The following is a 21,892-nucleotide window of genomic DNA, read 5'->3' on the forward strand; positions in this document are numbered from 1 at the left end:
TATTCAATAAATAATAATAAACTTGTGAACTTATGAGAAATATTTTAACCGTGTTTTTGGTTTTATGTGCAACATTGACTTTCGCCCAAAAAGAATTAAATAATTATGCCTATGTTGTGGTTCCCGAGTTGTATTCATTTCAGAATAAACCCAATCAATATGATTTAAATGCGCTGACTAAGTTTTTATTAGAAAAAGAAGGGGTGGTTGTTTTTATGGATTCTGAAAAAATTCCACAGAAATATGTTCGTATTGATTGTGGAGGGTTAAAATTAAAAATGAACAAGCAATCATCAATGTTTAAAAGTAAAGTGAATTTCGAGCTTTTAGATTGTTATAATAATATTGTGTTTACAAGTGTAGTAGGTTCAAGTAGTTATAAAGAGTATAAAAAATCGTATCAAGAAGCGATACGTAATGCTTTTAAAAGTTTTTCTGACATGAATTATACATATATTCCAATGCCTGCTGCAGAAGTACCTGTTCCCGCAGCTGCAGCTTTGGTACCAACGGCGGCGAAAAATAGCACAGTATCTGATGAACCGTCTTCACTTGTTTATACGAATGACCAAAACTTAGTTGTAAAACTTAGTAAAGCAGGTGAAAATTATATAGGAAAAGTGGTTTCTACTGAGTCGATTGATTATTCCGCTGGTGATGTTATTTGTAAAATGTACCAAACATCTTTGCCAAATGTTTTCAAAACGCAATGGAAAGATGGGAATGGGAGTTTTATCAATACCATCGCTTATTTTGATGAAGTACAAATGTTACATGTAGATTTTTCTACACCAACGGGTATAACAACAATGAACTTTACGAAACAGTAATTAGTAATTGTACTTATCTTTCCAACGATTTTTTAAGGTGTTTCGAAAATCATTTTCTCGCGCGTTGTTACTGGGTTCGTAAAATTTGGTGTTTTTAATCTCTTCAGGTAAAAATTCTTGAGAAATAAAATTACCTTCATAGTTGTGAGAATACTTATAATCTTTCCCGTAATCTAAATCCTTCATTAATTTTGTAGGTGCATTTCTCAAGGAGAGCGGAACTGATAGGTCTCCGGTGTTTTTAACGAGTTGTATAGCTTCATTGATGGCAACATACGAGCTGTTGCTTTTAGGAGAGTTCGCCAAATAAATTGCACATTGACTTAATAGAATTCTGGATTCAGGGTAACCGATGGTTGTTACAGCCTGAAAAGTTGAATTTGCCATAATAAGTGCTGTAGGATTGGCATTACCGATGTCTTCTGATGCTGAAATCAACAAACGTCTAGCGATAAATTTTACGTCTTCACCACCTTCAATCATCCTAGCAAGCCAATATACAGCAGCATTTGGATCACTACCTCGAATCGATTTGATAAACGCAGAAATGATGTCATAATGTTGTTCACCAGTTTTGTCGTACCTCACCGTGTTTTTCTGAACTTTACTTAGTACCAATTCGTTGGTTACCGTAACTGGAGCTTCTTCAGAAGCCACAACCAATTCAAATACATTCAATAGTTTTCTTGCATCACCACTAGACACCCTTATCAACGCATCGATTTCTTTCAAGGTCACATTTTTCGATGTAATCGTAGCATCAATTTCCATAGCTCTGTGTAAGAGCGCAACCAAATCTGTCTTGTCGAAAGAATTCAAAATATAAACTTGACACCTAGATAATAGGGCCGGTATCACTTCAAAACTTGGGTTTTCAGTAGTTGCCCCAATGAGTGTCACCCATCCTTTTTCTACTGCAGCTAAAAGTGAATCTTGTTGAGATTTACTAAAACGATGAATTTCATCGATAAATAAAATTGGATTTTTAGAGGTAAACAAGCCTCCACTTTGTCTTGCTTTGTCAATGACTTCTCTCACATCTTTGACACCAGAATTAATTGCGCTTAAAGTATAAAATGGACGTTCAGATTCTTGCGCAATGATGTTCGCTAGAGTGGTTTTTCCAATACCTGGTGGACCCCATAAAATTAATGATGGAATGATTCCTTTTTTGATGTGTTGGGTGAGAATTCCTGTGGGACCTACCAAGTGTTGCTGACTAATATAATCATCTAATTTCTTAGGTCTAATACGTTCTGCTAATGGCTCATTCATAGCGTAAAAATACAATTTTCATCGTGAATGTTTTCACATAATATTTTTTAAATTAGCTAAAACTATATTCAATTTCACAGTTCATGAAAGAAGAAAATTTGTTCAGCTATTCAAAAAATATGATTAGGATTCCATTTCTTGTGGTTGGTGTCATGTGGTTGGTTTATTGGGTAGAAATAAAGTTTTCTTTGAATTTTACCAATTGGGGAATTTATCCGAGAAAAGTAAGTGGTTTAATTGGTGTGTTTTGTGGACCATTTATTCATTCAGGAACGAAACATTTATTCAATAACTCAGTACCATTAATCGTGTTTATAGCGATGCTCTATTATTTTTACAAAGAAATAGCCACGAAAACTTTGTTAATAGGTAGTTTGTTGACAGGAGTGTTTACTTGGATTATTGGCGGAAAAGGCTATCATATAGGGATGAGTGGCGTAGTGTACCTATTATTTAGTTTTGTTTTTTTTAGCGGTGTATTTCGAAAGCATTTTCGATTGATAGCTGTGTCCTTGATTGTTATCTTTTTATATGGAAGTATGTTTTGGTATGTATTTCCCATAGAAAAAGGTATTTCATGGGAAGGACACCTTTCTGGTTTGTTGATAGGCTTTGTTTTTGCTTTAGTTTATAGGAAAATAGGAGTTCAAAAAAAGGACTACGTGTTTGAGCAAACCGAATTCGATTTGATGTTTGATGAAAATGGTAATTTCAGTCCACCTCAAATAGCTCCGGATACAGAAGAAAATTCTATTCAGGATTGATTAGTTTACTTTTTTTAAGTATCCTTTAAAAGTTTCAGTTTTTGTTTCCCCTTTCAAAACAGATACATAAGGCATTACATCTCCTTCAGGTATTCCGAATTCAACTAATATACCACCACGCGTATTTACATTGATTTGAAATGGAGTCAAATCCATTTTAGCCTTGTCAAAAAATAATTTATACGAACAATCATTCAGCCAATGAACTTTTGCATACAACGTATCTCCTTTGGGCGAAATTTGTAATTGACTGTCATCGGTTTTGTAAATTGTTGAGGTGTTTACAAACGAGGTGTCCGTAGCTACTAGATACGTACCTGTTTTAAAATCAGTACAATTGTTTTTTTTATCACAAGAATAGAACAACACGCCACATAAAAGAGCGAGGGTAAAAAGAGTTTTTTTCATTTTGGGGTAGATTAATTTAGGTTAAAGATACATAAAACTTTAGGAAGATAGGTGAGCTATACACAATCATTACCAAAAGTGTATCTGCTTATTTTTTTGCAGCAACAACTAGTTCTATTTTTTCTAAGGTTGCTTGTGTTGTAAACATTCCATAATCGATGGTAACTTTGTTTTTTTCTATTTTATCGATAATACCACAAGCCTTGCCGTCTATCAAACGAACTTTGTCGTTCACTTTAAATTTGTATGCTGCTTTTTCTTTAGCAATTCTTTTCGCTTCTTGCACTTTTTCTTTTCGTACTTCTTTTACTTTTACTAAAATTTCTTTTTCAACCTTTTCAAGTAGTACTTCTTTTTTCTTTTCCTCCTGTTTTTTTGCTTTTTTGATGGCTTTAGAGTTTTTACTCTTTTTGATAGGTGGGTTCAGTTCTAAGTATTTCGTTTTTTCGATCAATACCCATTTATTGAATTCAGCCAACAATTCTTTTTTGTTATTTGTCTGGAAATATTTATTCAAAAGCTCGTTAGATTTTCTTCCAAACGAAAGCATCTTTTGGTTTTTATCGTACAATTCTTGAAAACTACTTAGCTTTTCTTTTATTTTTAATTCTTTATCAGATAAATTTTGTGTTTGTTCTTTTGCTTTTAATTGCTCGTTTTCTAAGACTTTTGAATTTCGTTGCAATTGATTTCTTTCTTTCTGAAGTTTAGAAATTGTTTTATCCAGTCTGATTTTCTCTCCTTCAACCTTTTTCTTCGCTCGGTTGATCAAGCTGAATGGAATTCCGTTTTTCTGCGCTACTTCAAAAGTAAAAGAACTACCTGCCTGTCCGATATGTAACTTAAAAAGAGGTTCAAGAGTTTTTTCATCAAATTGCATGTTAGCGTTGCTAACGTTATCCAGCTCGTTTGCCAAAACTTTTAGGTTAGAGTAGTGGGTTGTAATTACTCCAAATGCTTTTTTCTCATAGAATTCTTCCAAGAATATTTCAGCCAGAGCACCACCTAGATCAGGGTCACTACCGGTTCCGAATTCATCAATCAAGAACAAAGTATGTGCATTGCAACGTTTTAAAAATCCACGCATGTTTTTCAAACGATAGCTGTAAGTACTCAATTGATTTTCGATAGATTGATTGTCTCCAATATCCGACAAAATAGTGTCGAAAAAATACGTTTCACTATGCTCGTCTACAGGTATCAACATTCCGCTTTGCAACATTACTTGCAATAAACCAATGGTTTTTAAAGTGATACTTTTTCCACCTGCATTCGGACCAGAAATTACAATAATTTGCTGCTCGTTACTTAACTCCAATGTTTGTGGAACTATGGGAAGATTTGCTGCTTTATTTTTTTCTAGTAAAATTGGATGATATGCCTCTTCGAAATAAATTCGTTTTGTGTTAGAAAACTTAGGTAATAAAGCATTGTTTTGATACGCATGCTTTGCTTTGGCACCAATACAATCTAACTTACTTAGATAGTCTTGGTAACTAATAAAAAGAGGGAAAAACGGACGAATTGTTTCTGTCAATTCTTTTAGCAGTCGATTGATTTCTTGTTTTTCGTCTTGGTGTAAATTTTGTAATTCTCGATGCAATTCTAACGTAGCTTGAGGAGCAATAAAGACAATGCTTCCTGTTTTAGAACTTCCTAAAAGACTTCCTTTTACTTTTCTTCGATGCATGTTCTGTACAGCCAAAACACGTTGATTGTCGATTACAGATTCTCGAATTTCATCTAAATATCCCGCATTGTCGTAACGACTCATTTCTCTTGTAAAAGAACTTCCAATTTTTGCCCGAACAATGTTGATGTCTTTGCGGATTTCCTTTAGAAACGAAGATGCTTTATCATGAACTTCACCATAGGTAGTGATGATCTTTTGAATTTCTATAATGGCTGTTTTGGTATACTCTATCTCAGATGCTTTTGTATGCAGCGTCGGGAAATAATCTGCGAATTTTTTAAAAAATAATAACAACTCGTTCACCGTTTCTGAAGTAGTTGCTATTTTTAAAAAGGAGGTAGCCTCTAAACGACTATTTTCAATTTTTAATAAGTGAATTTCTTTGCTTAAATCTTCAAAATAGTGATTTGGAATTCGGTTTTCACTGATGATAGAAGCGTTGTATTCTTTTACTTGTGCTAATTCAATGAACAAATCAGGCCTGTTTGAAATGGGTTTTATTTGTTGAACCAATTGTTTTCCTAGGTCAGAAATACAATGTTCTTCAACACTTTTTAATACAGTGCCAAATTCTAAATCGTCTAATGTTTTTTGTGAGATAAACCCCATGGATTTGTTTATTTTTACAACGCGTATATTACAAAAACCGTAATAATTTAAGTTCTCGCAAAAATAAACATAAAATTGATTAGTTAGGCAGATGGATATCAAATTACATGAAAGTTGGGAAAGTCGATTGTCAGATGAATTTGAGAAGGATTATTTTCAAAAACTCATTGCTTTCGTGAAAACCGAGTATGCATCCAATACTTGTTATCCGTTAGAAAGAGATGTTTTCGCTGCATTTGAACATTGTGCTTTTGAAAATGTGAAAGTTGTGATTATTGGGCAAGATCCTTACCATGGTGAAGGGCAAGCGAATGGATTGTGCTTTTCTGTTGCTGATGGTATTGGGCATCCACCATCATTGACGAATATTTTTAAAGAAATAAAACAAGATCTAGGTAAAGAAATTCCGGTTTCCGGAAATTTAGAACGTTGGGCTAAACAGGGAGTGTTGCTGTTAAATGCCACTTTAACTGTTAGAGCACATGAAGCAGGTTCGCATCAAAAGCAAGGATGGGAAAAGTTTACGAACGCTGTGATCAAGAAGATTTCAGAAGAAAAAGAAAACGTTGTTTTTTTACTATGGGGAGGTTATGCTAAGAAAAAAGGAGCGAAGATTGATGTAAACAAGCATTGTGTTTTGTCTAGTGGTCATCCTTCTCCTCTAAGTGCCAATAGAGGATATTGGTTCGGAAACAAACATTTTAGTAAAACGAATGCTTTTTTAAATTCGAATAAAATGACCACCATAGACTGGTAACCTATTAAATATGGTGACTTTATGGATTGGTAGACCATAACGCTGCACTTTTTAACATGGCTCTGCGCGGTAATTTTAATCCAGCGACGATGAGTTCTGCAAAATCTTCAGGTTGTAAAACTGTATCTTCTGAGTTTTTCTGAGCAATACCTAAATCAACGGTCATATCAGATTCGATAGTGCTTGGAGTTAAAGTAACTACCCTAATGTTGTTTTTTCTTACTTCTTTCATCAAAGATTCAGACATTCCGATTACGGCAAATTTAGATGCTGAATATGCCGATATATTGGCATTGCCGTTTAATCCGGCAGTAGAAGAAATATTGATAATATCTCCTTCGTTTTTTTCTATCAAATGTGGTAGAACTTCTTTTGTTACATAATACATTCCTAGAACATTTGTTTGAATCATACTCGTCCATTGCGCAACATCCATTTCTAAAAATGATCCTATGGCTGCAATTCCTGCGTTGTTCACAAGGATATCTATGGTTCCCATTTTTTTTATAAGTGAGTCAATCCCATGTTTTGTATCATCATAATTCGCTACATCGAAAACGCTGTAATAAGCATTTCCACCTTCAGCTTTTATCAAGGCAACTGTCTCTTTTAAAGTTGCTTCATTTCTACCTGTAATGGCTACATCTATACCTTCTTTAGCAAAGGCCAATGCTGTTGCTTTTCCAAGTCCTCGACTACCACCTGTAACAATGGCTTTTTTATTTTTTAAATTCATGATTTCTAGATTTTATTCTGACCAATAATCAAAAACGAAAACATCGTCAATGATAGGTCCAATTTGTTTTACAAGTTTGATATGTTCCGTATGAAATAAATAGATTTCTCGAGCGTGTTCATTTTTAAAAGTCAATGTGAAACTATGTGTAAAACCTTTGCTGTGACCTTCAGTACTGTCATTTGTTCCCCATTCCAAATCGGCTATTTCAGGAATGCTGTTTTTTAGGTTGTAGAAGGCTTTCACAGCTGCTGCTACTTGTTCTTTCGATGCTTCGGCTTTGTATTTTAAGGTTACAATATGTTTTAATTTTTTGTCTTCTCTATCGATAGTTGGCACGACTTGATAGCTTACAATCTTGTTCATATCGAAACGATTCGATCCTGCGATTAGAAATTGTTTGCCCTCGAATGAAATGGATTCTAAACCGTAATAAATTGAGTATCCGGTTTCGAGATAATTGACAGGGGAGAGTATACCTTCACTGTTCAATTTTAAAAGTTGGATGCTTGCATCATCACGTGTACCGACTGCAATAATTGCTGAATTTTCGTTTTGAGAAATGACTTCAATTCTAGTTTGTCCTTTTAATTTTGTGTTATCTGTATCTTTAAAAGTATGATGAGGAATCAATTTACCTCTGCTGTTGATTTTAAAAACACTCACTGCATCACCATGATATGTGAAATCTGGATTTTTTATAAAGCCACCTCTTTTGTAGTATTTATGGTGTCTGTGCCCGACAATTACATACTTGTTTTTTTTAAGAGTGACTCCTGTAACAGGGTAAGCACCTGTTAAATACCTGTCTGTTGTGTTGTCGTGTATGTTGTTTACATTCTTAAATGTTCCGTTGTTGTAGATTCTAAAACTGCTTACACCATTGTCTTGAAAACCACTTGTGTATAAATAGGTTCTGCCTTTTATAGTATGAGTAAACATTCCAATGATACCATCTGTATGAATGTTTTCGTCATCTTTCATTGACTGGATATGCGTGAGTTTTCCATTTTTTTCAATTTTAAATGAGCTCAAACCAGGTGTTTCTTCTAATCCGCCTACAAACAAATATGCGTTGTTTTTTATGTGTGTTACTTGTAATGTAATCGCAGTACCTAAATGCATTTCATCTGTATCTTCAAGCAAGGCAACTTGTTTTAATTTTCCATCTTTGGCAATAGAGAATGTTTCAATTACATTTCCGTGTTTGTTAGCAACAAAGAGAAAATCATTGCCTTCAATATTATCTGCTACTATACCTCTTGCAGGACCTTTTTCCATATACATTGAATGGTTGCTAATCGCGGTTAATGTTCCTTTAGAGTTTAACTTATAGACATCAATATTACCAACGCCTCCGGCAAACACAAATTGAGATTCATCAATTTTATAACTTGTAATTGATACTGTGTTTTTTCCTGAAATTGCTTTGAAATCTTTTCTGAACAGCGACGCATTTTCAATGTTTTGAGCAAAGCCAAGAGTTGAAAGTATGAAAAATAATGGTAGAAAGGTTTGTTTCAAAAAACTCATGTTTCGTATTTTTTAGATTATTTTGTTAAAATAGAATTAGCTCCGGCTAGTGCTATTTCTCTGTCTTGTTCTATAGTACCTCCACTTACTCCGATGGCACCAATAATTTTTCCATGATTATTTTTTATTGGAATACCTCCCGGAAATGTAATGAGTCCTCCGTTTGAGTGTTCAATATTATATATAATTCCTCCTGGTTGTGTTAGCTCACCCAATTTTCCAGTGTCGATATTGAAATACCTTGCGGTTTTTGCTTTTTTAATAGATACATCGATACTACCAAGATACGAATCATCCATTCTAATAAAAGCTTTTAAGTTTGCACCAGCATCTACTATAGCAATGTTTACTAACACATTCGATGTTTCTGCAGATTTTTGTGCTGCTAATATAATGTCCAATGCTTGTTTATGTGATAACTCATTGGTAGTTTGCGAAGTTACCTGAGTTGAAGCAAAAAGAAGACAAAGTAAAATGCCTAATTGGAAAAGTTTTTTATTTCTTACCATCAATAAATTGTTTTGTTTTACAAAAATTGCAAACTTTTACGATGATAAAGTTGAACTAGTTCAATAAAAGTAAAACTAGTTGCTTTTTTTTATTTTACTTAAAAATTCATGAGTGATCCCTAAATAACTAGCAATCTGCTTGTCGGTTATTTTAGTAACGATGTCTGGGTAGGTGTTTGTAAAATGAAAGTATCGCTCTTTAGCGGTGAGTGAGTTGTTTCTAATAAGCCTTCTTTGCCAAGCAACGATTGCTTTTTGCGACATAATTCGAAATAGCTTTTCTGTAGAAGGTACGTTTTTGTATAGTTTGGCTTTGTCTTCTTTAGAAATTAAAATAATATGACTGTCTTCTAAAGCTTGAATATTTAAATCTGATGGTGTTTGGTTCGTAAAACTATCGATATCCATAAGCCACCAATCTTTTGTAGCGAAATATAAAGTGTTTTCGTTTCCTTTTTTATCAATCGTAAAAATTCGAAAACATCCTTCTAAAACAAAACCTTCGAATTTACAAATGCTACCTTGAGTAAGTAAAAATTCCTTTTTTGCAAGTTGTTTTGGCGTAAAGTAGGTGCAAATTGATTCTAATTCACTTTTTGAGAGTGCTATGTTTTTTTTTATGTTTTGAATCAATAAGTCGTAAAGCATAAGAAAATTATTGATGTGTTGATAGAAGGATTCTAATAGTTATTATCCACCTACACGTTTCACGTTATAGCCTTCAGCTTTTAATATTTCCATAACTTTATCTCTAAACTTCCCTTGGATGATTATTTCACCATCTTTTGTAGAGCCACCAACACCACATTTGGTTTTTAAAAGTTTGCCCAAAGCCTTTAAGTCTTCATCTGCACCTTCAAAACCTTTAATTACAGTAACGGTTTTGCCACCTCGTCCTTTGTTAGAAAATAATGCTTCTAAGTATTGTTCTTTCGGAGCTAAGGTTTCTTGAGTTTCATTTTGATTTAAATCGAAATTTTCATTTGTAGAAAATACAAATCCGCCTAAATCAGATAAATTTGAAAGTTTCTTTTTTGCCATAATAATATAGGTGTAAGATTATTGCTTGTTCTTGATTTTTTTCCAGAAAAATAAAAGCAATGCAATAGATTCAATTAAAAGTCCAACAGCCAATACCATGATACCAGCACCGTCTTCATTCTTTGTTAAATTAATGATGATTCCGGTTGTAACCCAAATAAATCCAATGATAAATATGCGGACAATCTTTTTATCCATTATGATGCTTTTATAAGTCCTAGTTCAATCAATCTTTCTGTTAAAAAAGCTCCTGCTGTGGTGTCTTCGTATGCTTTTGGATTGTTTTCATCAATACAAGTTTCTAAACAATTTAATTTCATAGACGCTTTTGGGTGCATGAAAAAAGGTATAGAATAACGAGATGTACCCCATAATTCTTTGGGAGGATTGATTACTTTATGAATTGTAGATTTCAGTCGGTTGTTCGTCAACCTCGATAACATGTCTCCTACATTGATCATTAATTCGTCAGGTGCTGCAATAGCATCGATCCATTCTCCATCGTGATTTTGTACTTGAAGTCCTTTACCATGTGCGCCCATCAACAAAGTAATCAAATTGATGTCGCCATGCGCTGCAGCGCGTTCAGCTCCCTTAGGTTTGTCTACAATAGGAGGGTAGTGTATCGGTCTTAAAATACTATTTCCATTGTGAATAAATTCATCAAAATAAGTTTCATCTAAACCTAAGTGTAGTGCTATGGCGCGTAAAACATATTTTGCAGTTTTTTCAAGCTGTTGGTAAGTTTCTTTACCGATGCTGTTGAAAATTGGTAGTTCATCTACAATGATATTTTCTGGGTATTTTTTTTCTAGTTCAATATCATTTGTTACATATTGACCGAAATGCCAAAACTCTTTTAAATCTGCTACTTCTTTTCCTTTAGCACTTTCTTTTCCAAAAGAGGTATATCCACGTTGCCCTCCAATACCTTCGATTTCGTATTTCTTTTTGATGTCTTCAGGTAAATCAAAGAATTTTTTTATTTCTGCATACAGAGAATCTGTGAGTGTTTCAGATAAAAAATGCCCTTTCAATGCAACAAATCCAATTTCGTGAAAAGCATTACCAATATTATTGATAAACGCTTCTTTTTTAGACGGGTCAGATGATAAAAAATCTGTTAAGTCAACACTTGGTATTTGATTCATGAATATTATTTTTTATAAAGAGGAATTCTATAACTGATCGTGTACCCGAAACTCATTCCTGTACCACTAGAGTACACTTTGTTGAATCCTGGAACATATAAATTTTGAAAATTATCGGGCTGTGTTTGCGTCAACATAAAATTAAATTGGATGTGCGCACCGAGATATAAATTTTTAAAAGTTTCTACCTTCATCCCGAACAACAAACCAAACCAATGTGCAGTGAGATCTTCGTATGTAAAAGAAGGAGCTTCTCTTCTGGGTTCGAAGTACGGTCCTGAAATACCATCAATTTCTGTCCCCTCTTGAAAAATGACATAATCATTTACAGTCTGAGAAAAAAGGCTAAAACCATAACGTGCACCCAGGTAAATTTCGTTGTCCATTTCTAACCAGTTTTTAAACGTATTGATGTTCAATCCGGCCGAAATATAAGAACCTTTTGCAGTAAAAGCATAGGTGTCTCTTGGTTTGGTGTGCTCTGCAACTCCAATCTCCGCGGCGATATATAAATTTCGTTTCAATCGATAATCACCTACGATTTCAAATCCACTATAATTTGATTTTACAAAAGAAAGAATTGGTTTTACAAGGTCAATACCTACACGTAATCCATAGTTTTTTTTAAAAACTACGATACTATCGATGTCAATAATTGCAGTTTTTGCAACTACTTCTGTCTTGTTGTTGTCTTCGGGTGTATCACTTATTACTTCCTGTTCTTCTTCTTGAGCAAATGTTGCTAGAGAGCATAGAACAAAACAGCTATTAATGATATATTTTAATATGTGTTTCTGTTTCATTTTCTACTCTTGTAACATTTACATCTATACTACTAATCCAATTTAATGTAGCTTTTTCAATACCAAAATCAGTAAAGTGGGCGATATATCCACAACTTTCAGAAAGGAATACATCAGTAGTTGTATAACTTAAATCTAAAGTGTCTACCGTGTTTAAAGTTGACAATCGATACTTAGTGCTTGTTGATCTAGTATCTAATGGAATTAAAATTGAATCTGTTATGCTTAGTTCATAAATGGAATCTTTACCATCGGCCCAAGCATATAGTGGCACTACTTTTTTTGCACTTGGGTTTTCTTTGTCGTAAAAACCTATAATCAATCGTGGTGTAGTGGTTTCTTCACAAAAATCATCGTCTTCACACGAAGTCAATATTGAAAGGAGAATCAAGAAGACAAATAATATTTTTTTCATGTGTACTAGCTAGGTCTAAATTTGCTGTCAAATATACTAAAGTATATAGAAGTAACTGAGGGTTTGATGTGTATAAATACGTTAAATAATTTTCTTGATCACTCTGAGTTTATGTGTGTGCCTTCTAGTGTTGACATTGTAGATACCTGAATGGTCTATTCGATCGATTCTTACCTTGCCATGTGCATGTATGATATAGTTGTCTTTCATGATGATCCCTACGTGCGTAATGTTTCCTTCTTCGTTGTCAAAAAATGCTAAATCACCGGGCTCACTTTCTTCAATAAAACTTAAAACCTCTCCTTGGGTGGCTTGTTGTGATGCATCACGAAGCAAAGGATATCCATTCAATTTATAAACCAATTGAGAAAAACCAGAACAGTCAATTCCAAAAGGTGTTTTACCACCCCATAGATAGGGACTATTTAAAAATAAAAATGCAGTCTTAATTAAGTTTTCCTTAGGTTGCTTTCCAGAAATCACAGAGCCTTCATAGTCATATTTTTGAATGCCAATAGAAAAACTATTGTTGCTGAAGTTTGGTAAATTAGCTCCTAAAGGTACCGTTGTTAGCTCATCATTTTCATTGCTGATGAAATCAATTAAGTTACCGGCTAATGTTTTTGGAGCTTTTTCCAAAGAGTCATACTCTTCTTTTGAGAAAAGTAAAAATTGCTTGTTGTCAATCCAGCCTTCGTATTTGTCGAATGCCAATCGAATTTTACTCCATTTTTTTCTTATTTCTAATACTTTGAAATGTTCTCCGAACAAAACTTGTGATACCAATTCTGCTTTATCAGAGGGTTCGCTTCTAAGCGGAACGATACTTAAATTACAAATTCCGTAATCCATTAATTAGAGTCATTTTTTTCAATAATAATAGCAGTGGCTCCACCACCACCATTACAAATACCAGCTGCGCCAAGGTTTTTGTTTTCGTTTGTCAACTGGTGGGTCAAAGTAACTAAAATTCTTGCACCTGAACAACCCAATGGATGGCCAAGTGAAACTGCACCTCCATATATGTTTGTTTTTTCTAAAGGAATATCGAGTAACTGGCAATTAGCCAAACCTACTACAGAAAATGCTTCGTTCAATTCAAAAAAATCTATATCTGAAATGCTAAGATTTGCTTTTTCCAATGCCTTGGGTATTGCTTTAGAAGGACTGGTTGTAAACAATTCAGGTTTTTGCGATGCATCTGCATAACTTTTTATGACTGCCAGGGGTGTTAATTGTAATGCTAAAGCTTTCTTTTTTGTCATAAGAACTAGAGCTGCAGCGCCATCATTTAGTGTTGAAGCATTGGCAGCGGTAACAGTTCCATTTTTTGAAAATGCAGGTTTTAGGTTAGAAAATTTCTCAAAATTTACTTTTGTATATTCTTCATCTTCAGAAATTGTATATACATCACCTCGTTTTGGCGTAATAGTAACTGGAATTATTTCAGCAGCGAATTTATTTTCTTCCCAAGCTTTTTGGCTTTTTAAATAGGAGTTTTTAGCAAAAAGATCTTGCGCTTCTCTAGATATATTATGATCAGTAGCGCATAAATCTGCACATACACCCATGTGTTCTTGATCGTATACATTGGTCAACCCATCTTTTATCAAACCATCAATTAAGGATTGATTGCCAAATTTTACATCTTTTCTAGCATCGAAATAGTGAGGGACTTGAGACATGTTTTCCATACCTCCAGCTACAACAATTTCTGCATCACCACATAATATTGCCTGTACTGCTTGTGTAACACTTTTCAAACCAGAAGCACAAACCTTGTTTACCGTTGTACAAGGAACGGAATCTGGAATTCCAGCAAGAATCGCAGCTTGTTTTGCTGGTGCTTGACCTAAATTCGCTTGTAACACATTTCCCATCAATACCTCGTCTACTTTATTCGGAGCTAAATTGATTTTCTTCAAAGCTCCCTGAATAGCAATTGCACCTAGTTCAGTAGCTTTTACACTAGCCAAACCACCTAGAAAACTTCCGATAGGAGTTCTCACAGCTGATACAATTACAACTTCGTTAGACATGATTCTTTTATTAAAATGGGTATATGCGAATGTACTTAATTAATTTGAAAATTAATAAAAAGGGACATTCAAATCGGACTACTACATAAAATGTTTATTTTTGAGTATCAATTGAACCTAGATGAAGAAAATTCTCAATACAATATACCAGAATAATACAATTATTTATAAGGTATTACTTTTTTTAGCAACCACATTTTTAATCGTTTATTTTTTTCCGAAAGGAGGGAAGTTCAAGTATGAGTTTCAAAAAGGGAAACCTTGGCAATACGAAAATTTGTATGCACCCTTTGATTTTGCAATTCAAAAGAGCGAGTCGGTAATTGAAGAAGAAAAGAAAAAGATAATTTCTACTTCTAAATTGTTTTTTGAGTATGATTTTGATGTATTTCCAGTTGTGCAGAAAAAAATGACCGACAAGGTAAAGACATTGTCTGTTGATTCTTTAACGCAGCAAGTGTTAATTCATAAAGGGAGTACAATTTTATCGGCGTTGTATAAAAAGGGTTTTTTAGAGTCAGCTAGTGAATCTAAAATAAGAGATACAAATACGAATATCGTATTGAGAAAAGGAAATGAAATTGATGAACTTGCGTTTACAGAATTGGTAACTACTTCAAAGTTGTTTCAGTTTATTCAATCCCAGATATCTAAAAAATCACAATACAAATACAACGATCAGTTAGTTCATGTATTATCGCAAGTGGTTGAACCTAACGTAAAATTTGATGAAAATTATACGAATAAAGCGTTGCAAAATTCGATTAGTTCAATTTCGTATACGACCGGTTTGATAAGTGCCAGTCAACTGATTATTTTTAAGGGAGATATTGTAGAAGGTGAAAAATATGCTATTTTGAATTCTTTGAAAGAAGAGTATAAATCGCAAACTTGGAGTAAAACAAACTATTACTGGATTGTTTTTGGATATACCATATTAGTGTCATTGGCTTTATTGATGTTGTTGTTGTTTTTACGAAAAGAACGCGCTGAAATATTTAATGATAATACCAAAATTACCTTTATTTTCTTCAATGTTTTGATGATGATTTTCTTGGTAACCTTTACAATAAAATACCAAGTTGATTATTTATATGTAGTACCGCTTAGTATTTTGCCAATTGTTTTAAAGGCGTTTTTTGATGCCCGATTGGGGATGTTTACCCATGTGCTTACGGTTCTTTTGCTTGGGTTTATTGTACCGAATAGTTTTGAGTTTATTTACTTACAAATAATTGCAGGTATTGTAACCATTCTTACGGTTTCTGAATTGTACAAAAGAGCGAATTTATTTATTTCGGTCGGACAGATAACGCTCATTTATATGTTGACTTATTTTGCTTTCTCAGTAATTCACGAAGGCTCGGTGACTCAAATAAATTGGGATTATTTTGTGATGTTTGCTTTGAATGGAGTATTGTCATTTTTGTCGCTGTTTTTAATTTGGATGTATGAAAAATTATTTGGGTTGGTTTCTGATGTAACCTTGTTAGAGCTTTCAAACACAAATTCTAAATTATTAAGAGATTTAAATGAAAAAGCACCTGGTACATTTCAGCACTCTATGCAAGTGGCGAATTTAGCAGAGGCAGCTGCGAATGAAATTGGAGCAAATTCAATGTTGGTTAGAACCGGAGCTTTGTATCATGATATTGGAAAAATAGTAAACCCAATGTATTTTACAGAGAATCAGTCTACAGCGGTAAACCCACATGATGAGCTGACACCAAAAGATAGTGCCGATATAATTATTGGTCATGTCTTGAATGGGATAGAATTGGCGAAGAAAAATGGATTGCCAGATCGAATTATTGATTTTATTCGCACACATCATGGAACTAGTACTGTGTATTATTTTTACAAAAAAGAAGAGGAAGGGAATTTAGGAGATATTAGAAAAGAAGATTTTCAATACCCTGGGCCGATTCCATTTTCTAAAGAAACGGCGATATTGATGATGAGTGATGCTGCGGAAGCCGCTTCAAAAAGTTTAAAAGAGCCAACAGCTCAGGCAATTGATGTTTTGATTGATAGAATTACTTCAAAACAAATGGAAGACGGTCAATTTAGAAATGCCGATATTACATTTAAAGAGATAGAAACCATAAAAAAAGTATTGAAAAAGAAATTAAAAAACATCTATCACTTGCGTATTGAATACCCAGAATAGTTCATTTTTAAAAATTTTCTAGTACCCATTTAAAAAATATTTTTTTTGACAAGAGTTGCTTAGAAGTTTAAATTTCTTGATTTCAAGGAGTTGTTTGTTATTGGAAGATAAGTGTAGGAAAAAAATAAAGATTTGATAAAAAAAAACAACTAAAATGTTGTGTAATACATAAACGTAATGTAGATTTGCACACGCAAAAAATAAGTTCTTTTACACAATTAAAATATTAAGATTGTAAAATCTTGGAGAGGTGCCGGAGTGGCCGAACGGGGCTCCCTGCTAAGGAGTTGTACCTTTACGGGTACCGGGGGTTCGAATCCCTTCCTCTCCGCATTATTTTTTTTCAATCTTCTATACTTCGGGGTGTAGCGTAGCCCGGTCATCGCGCCTCGTTTGGGACGAGGAGGTCGCAGGTTCGAATCCTGCCACCCCGACGAAGTAAAGAATTTAATTGCATTATCAATACTTAGTATTGTTAATGGGCGCATAGCTCAGCTGGATAGAGCACCTCCCTTCTAAGGAGGCGGTCGAAGGTTCGAATCCTTCTGCGCTCACTTTTTGAGATATCAAAAAGAATCAAAACCCTGTAAACCTTATGTTTACAGGGTTTTTTGTTTTTGGGAATATCAATTTATTCGATAAAAAAACATACCTTAGGTTCACAAATCGGTCAACACTTTTTTAATGAGTGTTTACTTTAGTGGGGTACGTAAGGAAGGAATTCCTTTCTGTTCTTTACTACGTAGAATCAAGAAGTCAACACATCGTATTTAGTGTGTTTTTCTGATTCGATTTGGAGGTAAAATATAGGAGTGTGTTTCCTTTGTTTATGCTACTTGTAGAAGAAATTCGGTCAACAAAAATAAATGTAAAAATTTGTTGACTTTTTAAGTACGTAGACAGCATAGTTGATTTGACTTTCGTTACTGAATATTTAATATTTAAAACGACAACTATGAAAGCAACAACAACAGTATCGATCCTAATTTGGGTCAACACTTCACGTGCAAAAAATGGACAAGCAGATCTTTTTGCAAGAGTAACGGTAAATCAGAAAAGAGTAAACATTTCTCTAAAACGAAAAATTGACATCGCTACCTGGGAAAAGGGCAGAGGTTGTGTCCGTGGAAACGGTGCAAAAGCTAGAATTATCAATCAGTATATTGATCAAGTAAAAAGTGAACTCTTCCAGGCATATCAAGAATTGCGAAGTGAAAAGGAGTTGATCACTGCGGAGGCAATTAAGGCTAGGTTTCTTGGAGAAGAAGAACAGAAATACACTTTACTTGAAATGTTTGACTACCACAATAAAAAAATGGGTAGAAAGTTACACCCCGTAACATTAAGACATTATCTAACTTCTCAAAAATACCTTATCGAATATATTGAATCGGAATACAAGAGGTCGAATCTAAATCTCAATAAACTCTCGTATGCTTTTTTAATTGGTTTCGAAAATTTTCTATTGAGTTACAAACCCAAAAAAGGATATTCAAAAATTGGGAATAATACGGTTATGAAACATATTCAAAGACTTCGAAAAATGGTTACCATGGCGTTCCATATGGAATGGATAGATAAAGATCCATTTGTGAAATTCAAATCTTCATTCGATAAATCTGAACGTGATTTTCTAACGGAAAGGGAGCTGGGGTATATTGAAAGTTACAATTCAAATTCAGAAAAACTGATGGTTGTGAAAGACTTATTTGTTTTTAGTTGTTATACAGGTATTTCTTATATCGATATAATGAACCTTACAGAACAAAATCTTTTATTAGGAATCGATGGTAACATTTGGATTATCACAAAAAGACATAAAACGGATACGCCGGTTAAAGTTCCTATACTCCCGAAGGCACAATTGATACTTGATAAATACAAAGATCACCCAAGAACGGCAGTGTCAAAAACCTTACTTCCTGTAATTTCCAATCAAAAAATAAATTCCTATCTAAAGGAAATAGCGAGTTTGAGTGAAATTAATAAGCGGTTAACTTTTCATATGGCACGCCATACATTTGCTACAACTGTAACACTGTCAAATGGAGTTCCAATTGAAACCGTTTCAAAAATGTTGGGACATACCAAAATCACGACAACGCAGATATATGCGAAAGTAATAGAAAGAAAGGTTAGTGAAGATATGGGGAATCTTAGGTCGCTTTTAGAATCAAAAAAGGATAGTTATGAAGCAAACTCTAAAATTAACATTTGTTAATATTTGATGTGTTTTGTACTTTTAGTTCGCTAAAATAAACCTATGAAAAAAATATTACCATTAATCGACAGTTATGCTGTTCGAAAGAAAAATCTTGCGTCGAAAAATTTAAACCGACAAAAACATCTAAAAGAAAAGATAACACTTACCAAAGAGTTTATCCATGAATTAAGACTGCATGTTAGAAAAAACAACTTCAATAATGTAGAGGATGAAATTTATTTTTTTAAATATGTGAAACCCAAAATATGTAGTGAACTATTGTTTTACACTTGTCAGCTATCTTTTTATACAGAGAAACCAAATGCAACAATCTGCATTCAAAAAGATTACATGAAATCTTCACTTAAAAAACTCGAATCTAGAAAAAGAAAAAATTTAAAGTTTTATAAATACTATAAGAATGGTGAAGATATATTTGATGATAAATATTTTTTAAGAGGAAACGGTCAATTCCATTTGTTTGCTTCTCCAGATGTTTTGTACTCCGATCCTGAATTTAATACAAGTCATGATGTGTTGGCTTCTGAAGTAATTGTATACGATCTATTGACGGAGTTTTATAAAAATGAATTGAAACAATTGAAAAATAAAAATATCATTTGTCCAGATAAAACAACAATCAAAAATCAAGCCTTCCCTAAAATTAGATGGACAGCCTCTAAAACCGATTTAATTGAGTTGGTGTATTCTTTAAAGCTATCAGGCTCTATTGATGATGGAAACGGACATTTAAAGAATATCATGGAATCAATGGCTTCCTTGTTTGATGTTGAGCTAGGGAATTATTACAAAACCTATTCAGAAATCAAAAATAGAAACAAACACAAAACAAGGTTTTTACATTCTTTAACCGAGGTACTGTCCTCGAAATTAGAAGAAGACGATAGGTATTAAAAATTCGGTAGTTGCATAACTACCGAATTTTTGTTTTTAGAGTCTTTTTAGAGTCTTTTATAAAACCTGAACTACCGAAGAATTCGAAAAACATCCTCATGCAAATGTTGTTTTTATTGCAAGCGCTATTTTTTTTGCTATTGTTTTTCGGAAGGTTACGAACAGCTACCGAATGATTTTCATGAATTCTGATGAGCTTTGTAAAACGAAAGTCAAATCGTACTATTTATTAACTAAAAAAACAAAAAGTTATGGCAGCAGAAATTATCACAACAGATGATTTAAGAGAGTTTAAAATGGAAATGTTAGAAGGAATTCAGGATTTATTGCAAAATCAATCATCCTTGAAACCAAAGAAATATTTAAAATCAGCAGAACTCATGGAGCTTTTGCAAATAAGTTCTGGAACGTTACAAACACTGCGTATCAACGGTACTTTAGCCTATTCAAAAATAGGTGGGATTATTTATTACGACTACGAAGAAATACTAAAAGTACTAGAACAAAACAAAGTAGAAAATTAGATTGCTATATGCCAAGTGTAAATTATATCTCACACTTAAATAATTTCTTTTTAAAAATCCCAAAAGACAAAAGACTAAAAACTACCCACATAAGTCTATACCTTGCATTGTTTTATACATGGAATAATGCTAGGTTTTCTAAGGAGTTTTTTATCAACAGAAACGAAATTATGCAGCAATCTAAGATTGGTTCAAAGGGGACTTATCATAAATGCATTACGGAATTGTCTAAATGGAAATATTTAAAATATACACCTTCATACAATCCACAAATGGGAAGTACAATTAGCATGTTCTATTTTGGAACATGTACTGAACAGGTACCGAACCAACACCGTACTAATAATGGTACAGGTAGTGTACAAGTATCGGGTCCTTATATAAAGAATACTAAAGATAATAAACAATATAAACAGAGACACAATGATTTTGATTCTTTAAAAGTTGAAAATGACAAAGATTACAACGAACCCCTGTAAATAACAGTTTAAAAAAATTAGCATCACGTTGACTGAGCTTGTCGAAGTCAAAAGTGTTTGACAAAAGTAAAGAAAGTTTCCGAACCCTGAGTATTTACCCTGAGCGTGCTGAAGGGTGTCAAGGGTTAGAACATCAAGAAAAAATGAAAGAATAACTTTTTTAATGCAGGTTAAAACGAAAGTAAATCAATAACAGTATCATGTTGACTGAGCTTGTCGAAGTCAAAAGAACATGTCAAAAACACAATACTATGACCCCACATATAATCCAAGAAAAAGAGCAAGAATTTGCATTAGGTGTCCTTCAAAACCAAATCATCATGTATGATTTTGATAAAATCATCAGATACCTCAATTTCAAAGGAAAGCAATTGTTCGGAAAGCACTTTAAAATTTACGATTGCGATTTGTTGATGATCTACAAGCTGGTGGTCTATTATATCCAAGACAAAGAAAATTGTAAAAAATTCGGACTCGATATTTCAAAGGGAATACTATTAACCGGTCCTGTGGGATGCGGTAAGACTTCTTTGATGAAATTGTTAAAACATATCACACCACACTTGATGTCTTATGATGTTGTACCATGCCGTGATACAGTTTTTCAGTTCAATAGCAAAGGGTTTACTATAATTGAAAAATACGGTAATACGAATTCCTATTGCTTTGATGATGTTGGTATAGAAACCAAAGGAAAACACTTTGGACAGGATTGTAATGTGATCGGAGAAATCCTGCTTTCTCGTTATGATTTGTTTCTAAAATCAAAACAAAAAACATTTGCAACGACCAACCTCAACGCAAATGAAATAGAAGCGAGATATGGTTCAAGAGTACGTTCTAGAATGAGGCAACTATTCAATTTGGTGGCGTTTGATAAGAGTTGTGTGGATAAAAGGTAAGTCTCTAACTGTGTTTCATTCTTTAATTAATACAGTTCATCCCTTTTTTGTGTCATTTCGCGTTATATAAAATCTCACATCGGTTACTCTTGTTTATTTTTGATTAACTCAATTGTTATAGAAACAAGTGCTTTTA

At 33.5% G+C, this 21,892-nt stretch carries 23 protein-coding genes and 3 tRNA genes; 12 read left to right on the top strand and 14 right to left on the bottom strand.

What is annotated here, in order from left to right; translation table 11 throughout:
- Window positions 1-32: 32 nt before the first annotated feature.
- Window positions 33-830 carry a hypothetical protein gene (locus F6P99_RS10865; protein ID WP_152287519.1) on the top strand — a complete coding sequence of 266 codons (798 nt, stop codon included), beginning with the start codon at window positions 33-35 and terminating at the stop codon, window positions 828-830.
- Here F6P99_RS10865 and F6P99_RS10870 read toward each other — a convergent pair whose 3' ends face one another.
- Window positions 831-2,105, bottom strand: a complete 1,275-nt coding sequence (locus F6P99_RS10870; RefSeq protein WP_152287520.1) for a replication-associated recombination protein A — start codon at window positions 2,103-2,105, stop codon at window positions 831-833. It lies immediately after the preceding gene.
- An 83-nt stretch (window positions 2,106-2,188) separates the two neighbouring features.
- Here F6P99_RS10870 and F6P99_RS10875 point away from each other — a divergent pair, with 83 nt between their 5' ends.
- The gene (locus F6P99_RS10875; RefSeq protein WP_152287521.1) at window positions 2,189-2,869 is read left to right on the top strand and encodes a rhomboid family intramembrane serine protease; all 681 of its coding nucleotides are present in this window, start codon (window positions 2,189-2,191) and stop codon (window positions 2,867-2,869) included.
- Here the strand turns inward: F6P99_RS10875 and F6P99_RS10880 are convergent, their stop codons facing one another.
- Window positions 2,870-3,277 carry a hypothetical protein gene (locus F6P99_RS10880; protein WP_152287522.1) on the bottom strand — a complete coding sequence of 136 codons (408 nt, stop codon included), beginning with the start codon at window positions 3,275-3,277 and terminating at the stop codon, window positions 2,870-2,872.
- Window positions 3,278-3,365: 88 nt separating this feature from the next.
- Window positions 3,366-5,579: an endonuclease MutS2 gene (locus tag F6P99_RS10885; protein WP_152287523.1), complete on the bottom strand. Its 2,214-nt coding sequence runs from the start codon at window positions 5,577-5,579 to the stop codon at window positions 3,366-3,368.
- Between the two features lie 91 nt (window positions 5,580-5,670).
- On the opposite strand from F6P99_RS10885, the gene F6P99_RS10890 reads away from it, so the two are divergent.
- Complete coding sequence (locus tag F6P99_RS10890; RefSeq protein WP_152287524.1) at window positions 5,671-6,336, top strand: uracil-DNA glycosylase; 666 nt, start codon at window positions 5,671-5,673, stop codon at window positions 6,334-6,336.
- 19 nt (window positions 6,337-6,355) lie between these two features.
- On the opposite strand, the gene F6P99_RS10895 is transcribed toward F6P99_RS10890, so the two are convergent.
- The 11 genes from F6P99_RS10895 to F6P99_RS10945 all read right to left on the bottom strand — a co-directional run bounded on the left by F6P99_RS10895 (window position 6,356) and on the right by F6P99_RS10945 (window position 14,563).
- Entirely contained in the window at window positions 6,356-7,075 is a 720-nt protein-coding gene (locus F6P99_RS10895) for a 3-ketoacyl-ACP reductase (RefSeq protein ID WP_152287525.1), read from the bottom strand.
- A 9-nt stretch (window positions 7,076-7,084) separates the two neighbouring features.
- Window positions 7,085-8,605, bottom strand: coding sequence for a Dabb family protein (locus tag F6P99_RS10900; RefSeq protein WP_152287526.1), 1,521 nt, complete (start codon window positions 8,603-8,605; stop codon window positions 7,085-7,087).
- A 17-nt stretch (window positions 8,606-8,622) separates the two neighbouring features.
- Window positions 8,623-9,114, bottom strand: coding sequence for a GlcG/HbpS family heme-binding protein (locus tag F6P99_RS10905; protein ID WP_152287527.1), 492 nt, complete (start codon window positions 9,112-9,114; stop codon window positions 8,623-8,625).
- Between the two features lie 75 nt (window positions 9,115-9,189).
- A complete protein-coding gene (locus F6P99_RS10910) occupies window positions 9,190-9,762 on the bottom strand; it encodes a Crp/Fnr family transcriptional regulator (protein WP_152287528.1) in 573 nt (190 codons plus the stop codon).
- Window positions 9,763-9,804: 42 nt separating this feature from the next.
- Window positions 9,805-10,155 carry a translation initiation factor gene (locus F6P99_RS10915; RefSeq protein WP_152287529.1) on the bottom strand — a complete coding sequence of 117 codons (351 nt, stop codon included), beginning with the start codon at window positions 10,153-10,155 and terminating at the stop codon, window positions 9,805-9,807.
- An 18-nt stretch (window positions 10,156-10,173) separates the two neighbouring features.
- Window positions 10,174-10,353 (bottom strand): TRADD-N-associated membrane domain-containing protein, encoded by a 180-nt coding sequence (locus tag F6P99_RS10920; protein ID WP_152287530.1) that lies wholly within the window; start codon window positions 10,351-10,353, stop codon window positions 10,174-10,176.
- Complete coding sequence (locus tag F6P99_RS10925) at window positions 10,353-11,306, bottom strand: isopenicillin N synthase family dioxygenase (RefSeq protein WP_152287531.1); 954 nt, start codon at window positions 11,304-11,306, stop codon at window positions 10,353-10,355. Before F6P99_RS10925 ends, F6P99_RS10920 begins: the two co-directional genes overlap by 1 nt.
- 5 nt (window positions 11,307-11,311) lie before the next feature.
- Complete coding sequence (locus F6P99_RS10930; protein WP_152287532.1) at window positions 11,312-12,109, bottom strand: DUF6048 family protein; 798 nt, start codon at window positions 12,107-12,109, stop codon at window positions 11,312-11,314.
- A complete protein-coding gene (locus F6P99_RS10935) occupies window positions 12,075-12,524 on the bottom strand; it encodes a DUF6452 family protein (protein WP_152287533.1) in 450 nt (149 codons plus the stop codon). Before F6P99_RS10935 ends, F6P99_RS10930 begins: the two co-directional genes overlap by 35 nt.
- Before the next feature lie 81 nt (window positions 12,525-12,605).
- Entirely contained in the window at window positions 12,606-13,376 is a 771-nt protein-coding gene (locus F6P99_RS10940; protein ID WP_152287534.1) for a C40 family peptidase, read from the bottom strand.
- Entirely contained in the window at window positions 13,376-14,563 is a 1,188-nt protein-coding gene (locus F6P99_RS10945) for an acetyl-CoA C-acyltransferase (RefSeq protein WP_152287535.1), read from the bottom strand. The genes F6P99_RS10940 and F6P99_RS10945 overlap by 1 nt, the downstream gene beginning before the upstream one ends.
- A 121-nt stretch (window positions 14,564-14,684) precedes the next feature.
- Here F6P99_RS10945 and F6P99_RS10950 point away from each other — a divergent pair, with 121 nt between their 5' ends.
- From F6P99_RS10950 to F6P99_RS10990, 9 genes are all read left to right on the top strand, one after another.
- Window positions 14,685-16,733 (top strand): HD family phosphohydrolase, encoded by a 2,049-nt coding sequence (locus F6P99_RS10950; RefSeq protein WP_152287536.1) that lies wholly within the window; start codon window positions 14,685-14,687, stop codon window positions 16,731-16,733.
- Window positions 16,734-16,977: 244 nt separating this feature from the next.
- Window positions 16,978-17,064: transfer RNA gene (locus F6P99_RS10955), tRNA-Ser, on the top strand.
- A 28-nt stretch (window positions 17,065-17,092) separates the two neighbouring features.
- A tRNA-Pro gene (locus tag F6P99_RS10960) sits at window positions 17,093-17,167 on the top strand.
- A 46-nt stretch (window positions 17,168-17,213) separates the two neighbouring features.
- A tRNA-Arg gene (locus F6P99_RS10965) sits at window positions 17,214-17,287 on the top strand.
- A 401-nt stretch (window positions 17,288-17,688) separates the two neighbouring features.
- The gene (locus F6P99_RS10970) at window positions 17,689-18,954 is read left to right on the top strand and encodes a site-specific integrase (protein ID WP_152287537.1); all 1,266 of its coding nucleotides are present in this window, start codon (window positions 17,689-17,691) and stop codon (window positions 18,952-18,954) included.
- A gap of 42 nt (window positions 18,955-18,996) precedes the next feature.
- Window positions 18,997-19,851: an RteC domain-containing protein gene (locus F6P99_RS10975; protein WP_152287538.1), complete on the top strand. Its 855-nt coding sequence runs from the start codon at window positions 18,997-18,999 to the stop codon at window positions 19,849-19,851.
- A 251-nt stretch (window positions 19,852-20,102) separates the two neighbouring features.
- Complete coding sequence (locus F6P99_RS10980; protein ID WP_152287539.1) at window positions 20,103-20,375, top strand: helix-turn-helix domain-containing protein; 273 nt, start codon at window positions 20,103-20,105, stop codon at window positions 20,373-20,375.
- 8 nt (window positions 20,376-20,383) lie between these two features.
- Complete coding sequence (locus F6P99_RS10985) at window positions 20,384-20,854, top strand: hypothetical protein (protein ID WP_193316060.1); 471 nt, start codon at window positions 20,384-20,386, stop codon at window positions 20,852-20,854.
- 251 nt (window positions 20,855-21,105) lie between these two features.
- Window positions 21,106-21,756 carry a P-loop NTPase family protein gene (locus F6P99_RS10990; protein ID WP_152287540.1) on the top strand — a complete coding sequence of 217 codons (651 nt, stop codon included), beginning with the start codon at window positions 21,106-21,108 and terminating at the stop codon, window positions 21,754-21,756.
- Window positions 21,757-21,892 lie beyond the last annotated feature (136 nt).

Origin of the sequence: Flavicella marina (assembly GCF_009193215.1) — a bacterium.
In the GTDB taxonomy this organism is placed as follows: domain Bacteria; phylum Bacteroidota; class Bacteroidia; order Flavobacteriales; family Flavobacteriaceae; genus Flavicella; species Flavicella marina.

Excerpts from the sequence above, each read along its gene's own strand:
- F6P99_RS10865 (WP_152287519.1), top strand. The coding sequence starts at position 33 with ATGAGAAATATTTTAACCGTGTTTTTGGTTTTATGTGCAACATTGACT.
- F6P99_RS10870 (WP_152287520.1), bottom strand. The coding sequence starts at position 2,105 with ATGAATGAGCCATTAGCAGAACGTATTAGACCTAAGAAATTAGATGAT.
- F6P99_RS10875 (WP_152287521.1), top strand. The coding sequence starts at position 2,189 with ATGAAAGAAGAAAATTTGTTCAGCTATTCAAAAAATATGATTAGGATT.
- F6P99_RS10880 (WP_152287522.1), bottom strand. The coding sequence starts at position 3,277 with ATGAAAAAAACTCTTTTTACCCTCGCTCTTTTATGTGGCGTGTTGTTC.
- F6P99_RS10885 (WP_152287523.1), bottom strand. The coding sequence starts at position 5,579 with ATGGGGTTTATCTCACAAAAAACATTAGACGATTTAGAATTTGGCACT.
- F6P99_RS10890 (WP_152287524.1), top strand. The coding sequence starts at position 5,671 with ATGGATATCAAATTACATGAAAGTTGGGAAAGTCGATTGTCAGATGAA.
- F6P99_RS10900 (WP_152287526.1), bottom strand. The coding sequence starts at position 8,605 with ATGAGTTTTTTGAAACAAACCTTTCTACCATTATTTTTCATACTTTCA.
- F6P99_RS10905 (WP_152287527.1), bottom strand. The coding sequence starts at position 9,114 with ATGGTAAGAAATAAAAAACTTTTCCAATTAGGCATTTTACTTTGTCTT.
- F6P99_RS10910 (WP_152287528.1), bottom strand. The coding sequence starts at position 9,762 with ATGCTTTACGACTTATTGATTCAAAACATAAAAAAAAACATAGCACTC.
- F6P99_RS10915 (WP_152287529.1), bottom strand. The coding sequence starts at position 10,155 with ATGGCAAAAAAGAAACTTTCAAATTTATCTGATTTAGGCGGATTTGTA.
- F6P99_RS10920 (WP_152287530.1), bottom strand. The coding sequence starts at position 10,353 with ATGGATAAAAAGATTGTCCGCATATTTATCATTGGATTTATTTGGGTT.
- F6P99_RS10925 (WP_152287531.1), bottom strand. The coding sequence starts at position 11,306 with ATGAATCAAATACCAAGTGTTGACTTAACAGATTTTTTATCATCTGAC.
- F6P99_RS10930 (WP_152287532.1), bottom strand. The coding sequence starts at position 12,109 with ATGAAACAGAAACACATATTAAAATATATCATTAATAGCTGTTTTGTT.
- F6P99_RS10935 (WP_152287533.1), bottom strand. The coding sequence starts at position 12,524 with ATGAAAAAAATATTATTTGTCTTCTTGATTCTCCTTTCAATATTGACT.
- F6P99_RS10940 (WP_152287534.1), bottom strand. The coding sequence starts at position 13,376 with ATGGATTACGGAATTTGTAATTTAAGTATCGTTCCGCTTAGAAGCGAA.
- F6P99_RS10945 (WP_152287535.1), bottom strand. The coding sequence starts at position 14,563 with ATGTCTAACGAAGTTGTAATTGTATCAGCTGTGAGAACTCCTATCGGA.
- F6P99_RS10950 (WP_152287536.1), top strand. The coding sequence starts at position 14,685 with ATGAAGAAAATTCTCAATACAATATACCAGAATAATACAATTATTTAT.
- F6P99_RS10970 (WP_152287537.1), top strand. The coding sequence starts at position 17,689 with ATGAAAGCAACAACAACAGTATCGATCCTAATTTGGGTCAACACTTCA.
- F6P99_RS10975 (WP_152287538.1), top strand. The coding sequence starts at position 18,997 with ATGAAAAAAATATTACCATTAATCGACAGTTATGCTGTTCGAAAGAAA.
- F6P99_RS10980 (WP_152287539.1), top strand. The coding sequence starts at position 20,103 with ATGGCAGCAGAAATTATCACAACAGATGATTTAAGAGAGTTTAAAATG.
- F6P99_RS10985 (WP_193316060.1), top strand. The coding sequence starts at position 20,384 with ATGCCAAGTGTAAATTATATCTCACACTTAAATAATTTCTTTTTAAAA.
- F6P99_RS10990 (WP_152287540.1), top strand. The coding sequence starts at position 21,106 with ATGACCCCACATATAATCCAAGAAAAAGAGCAAGAATTTGCATTAGGT.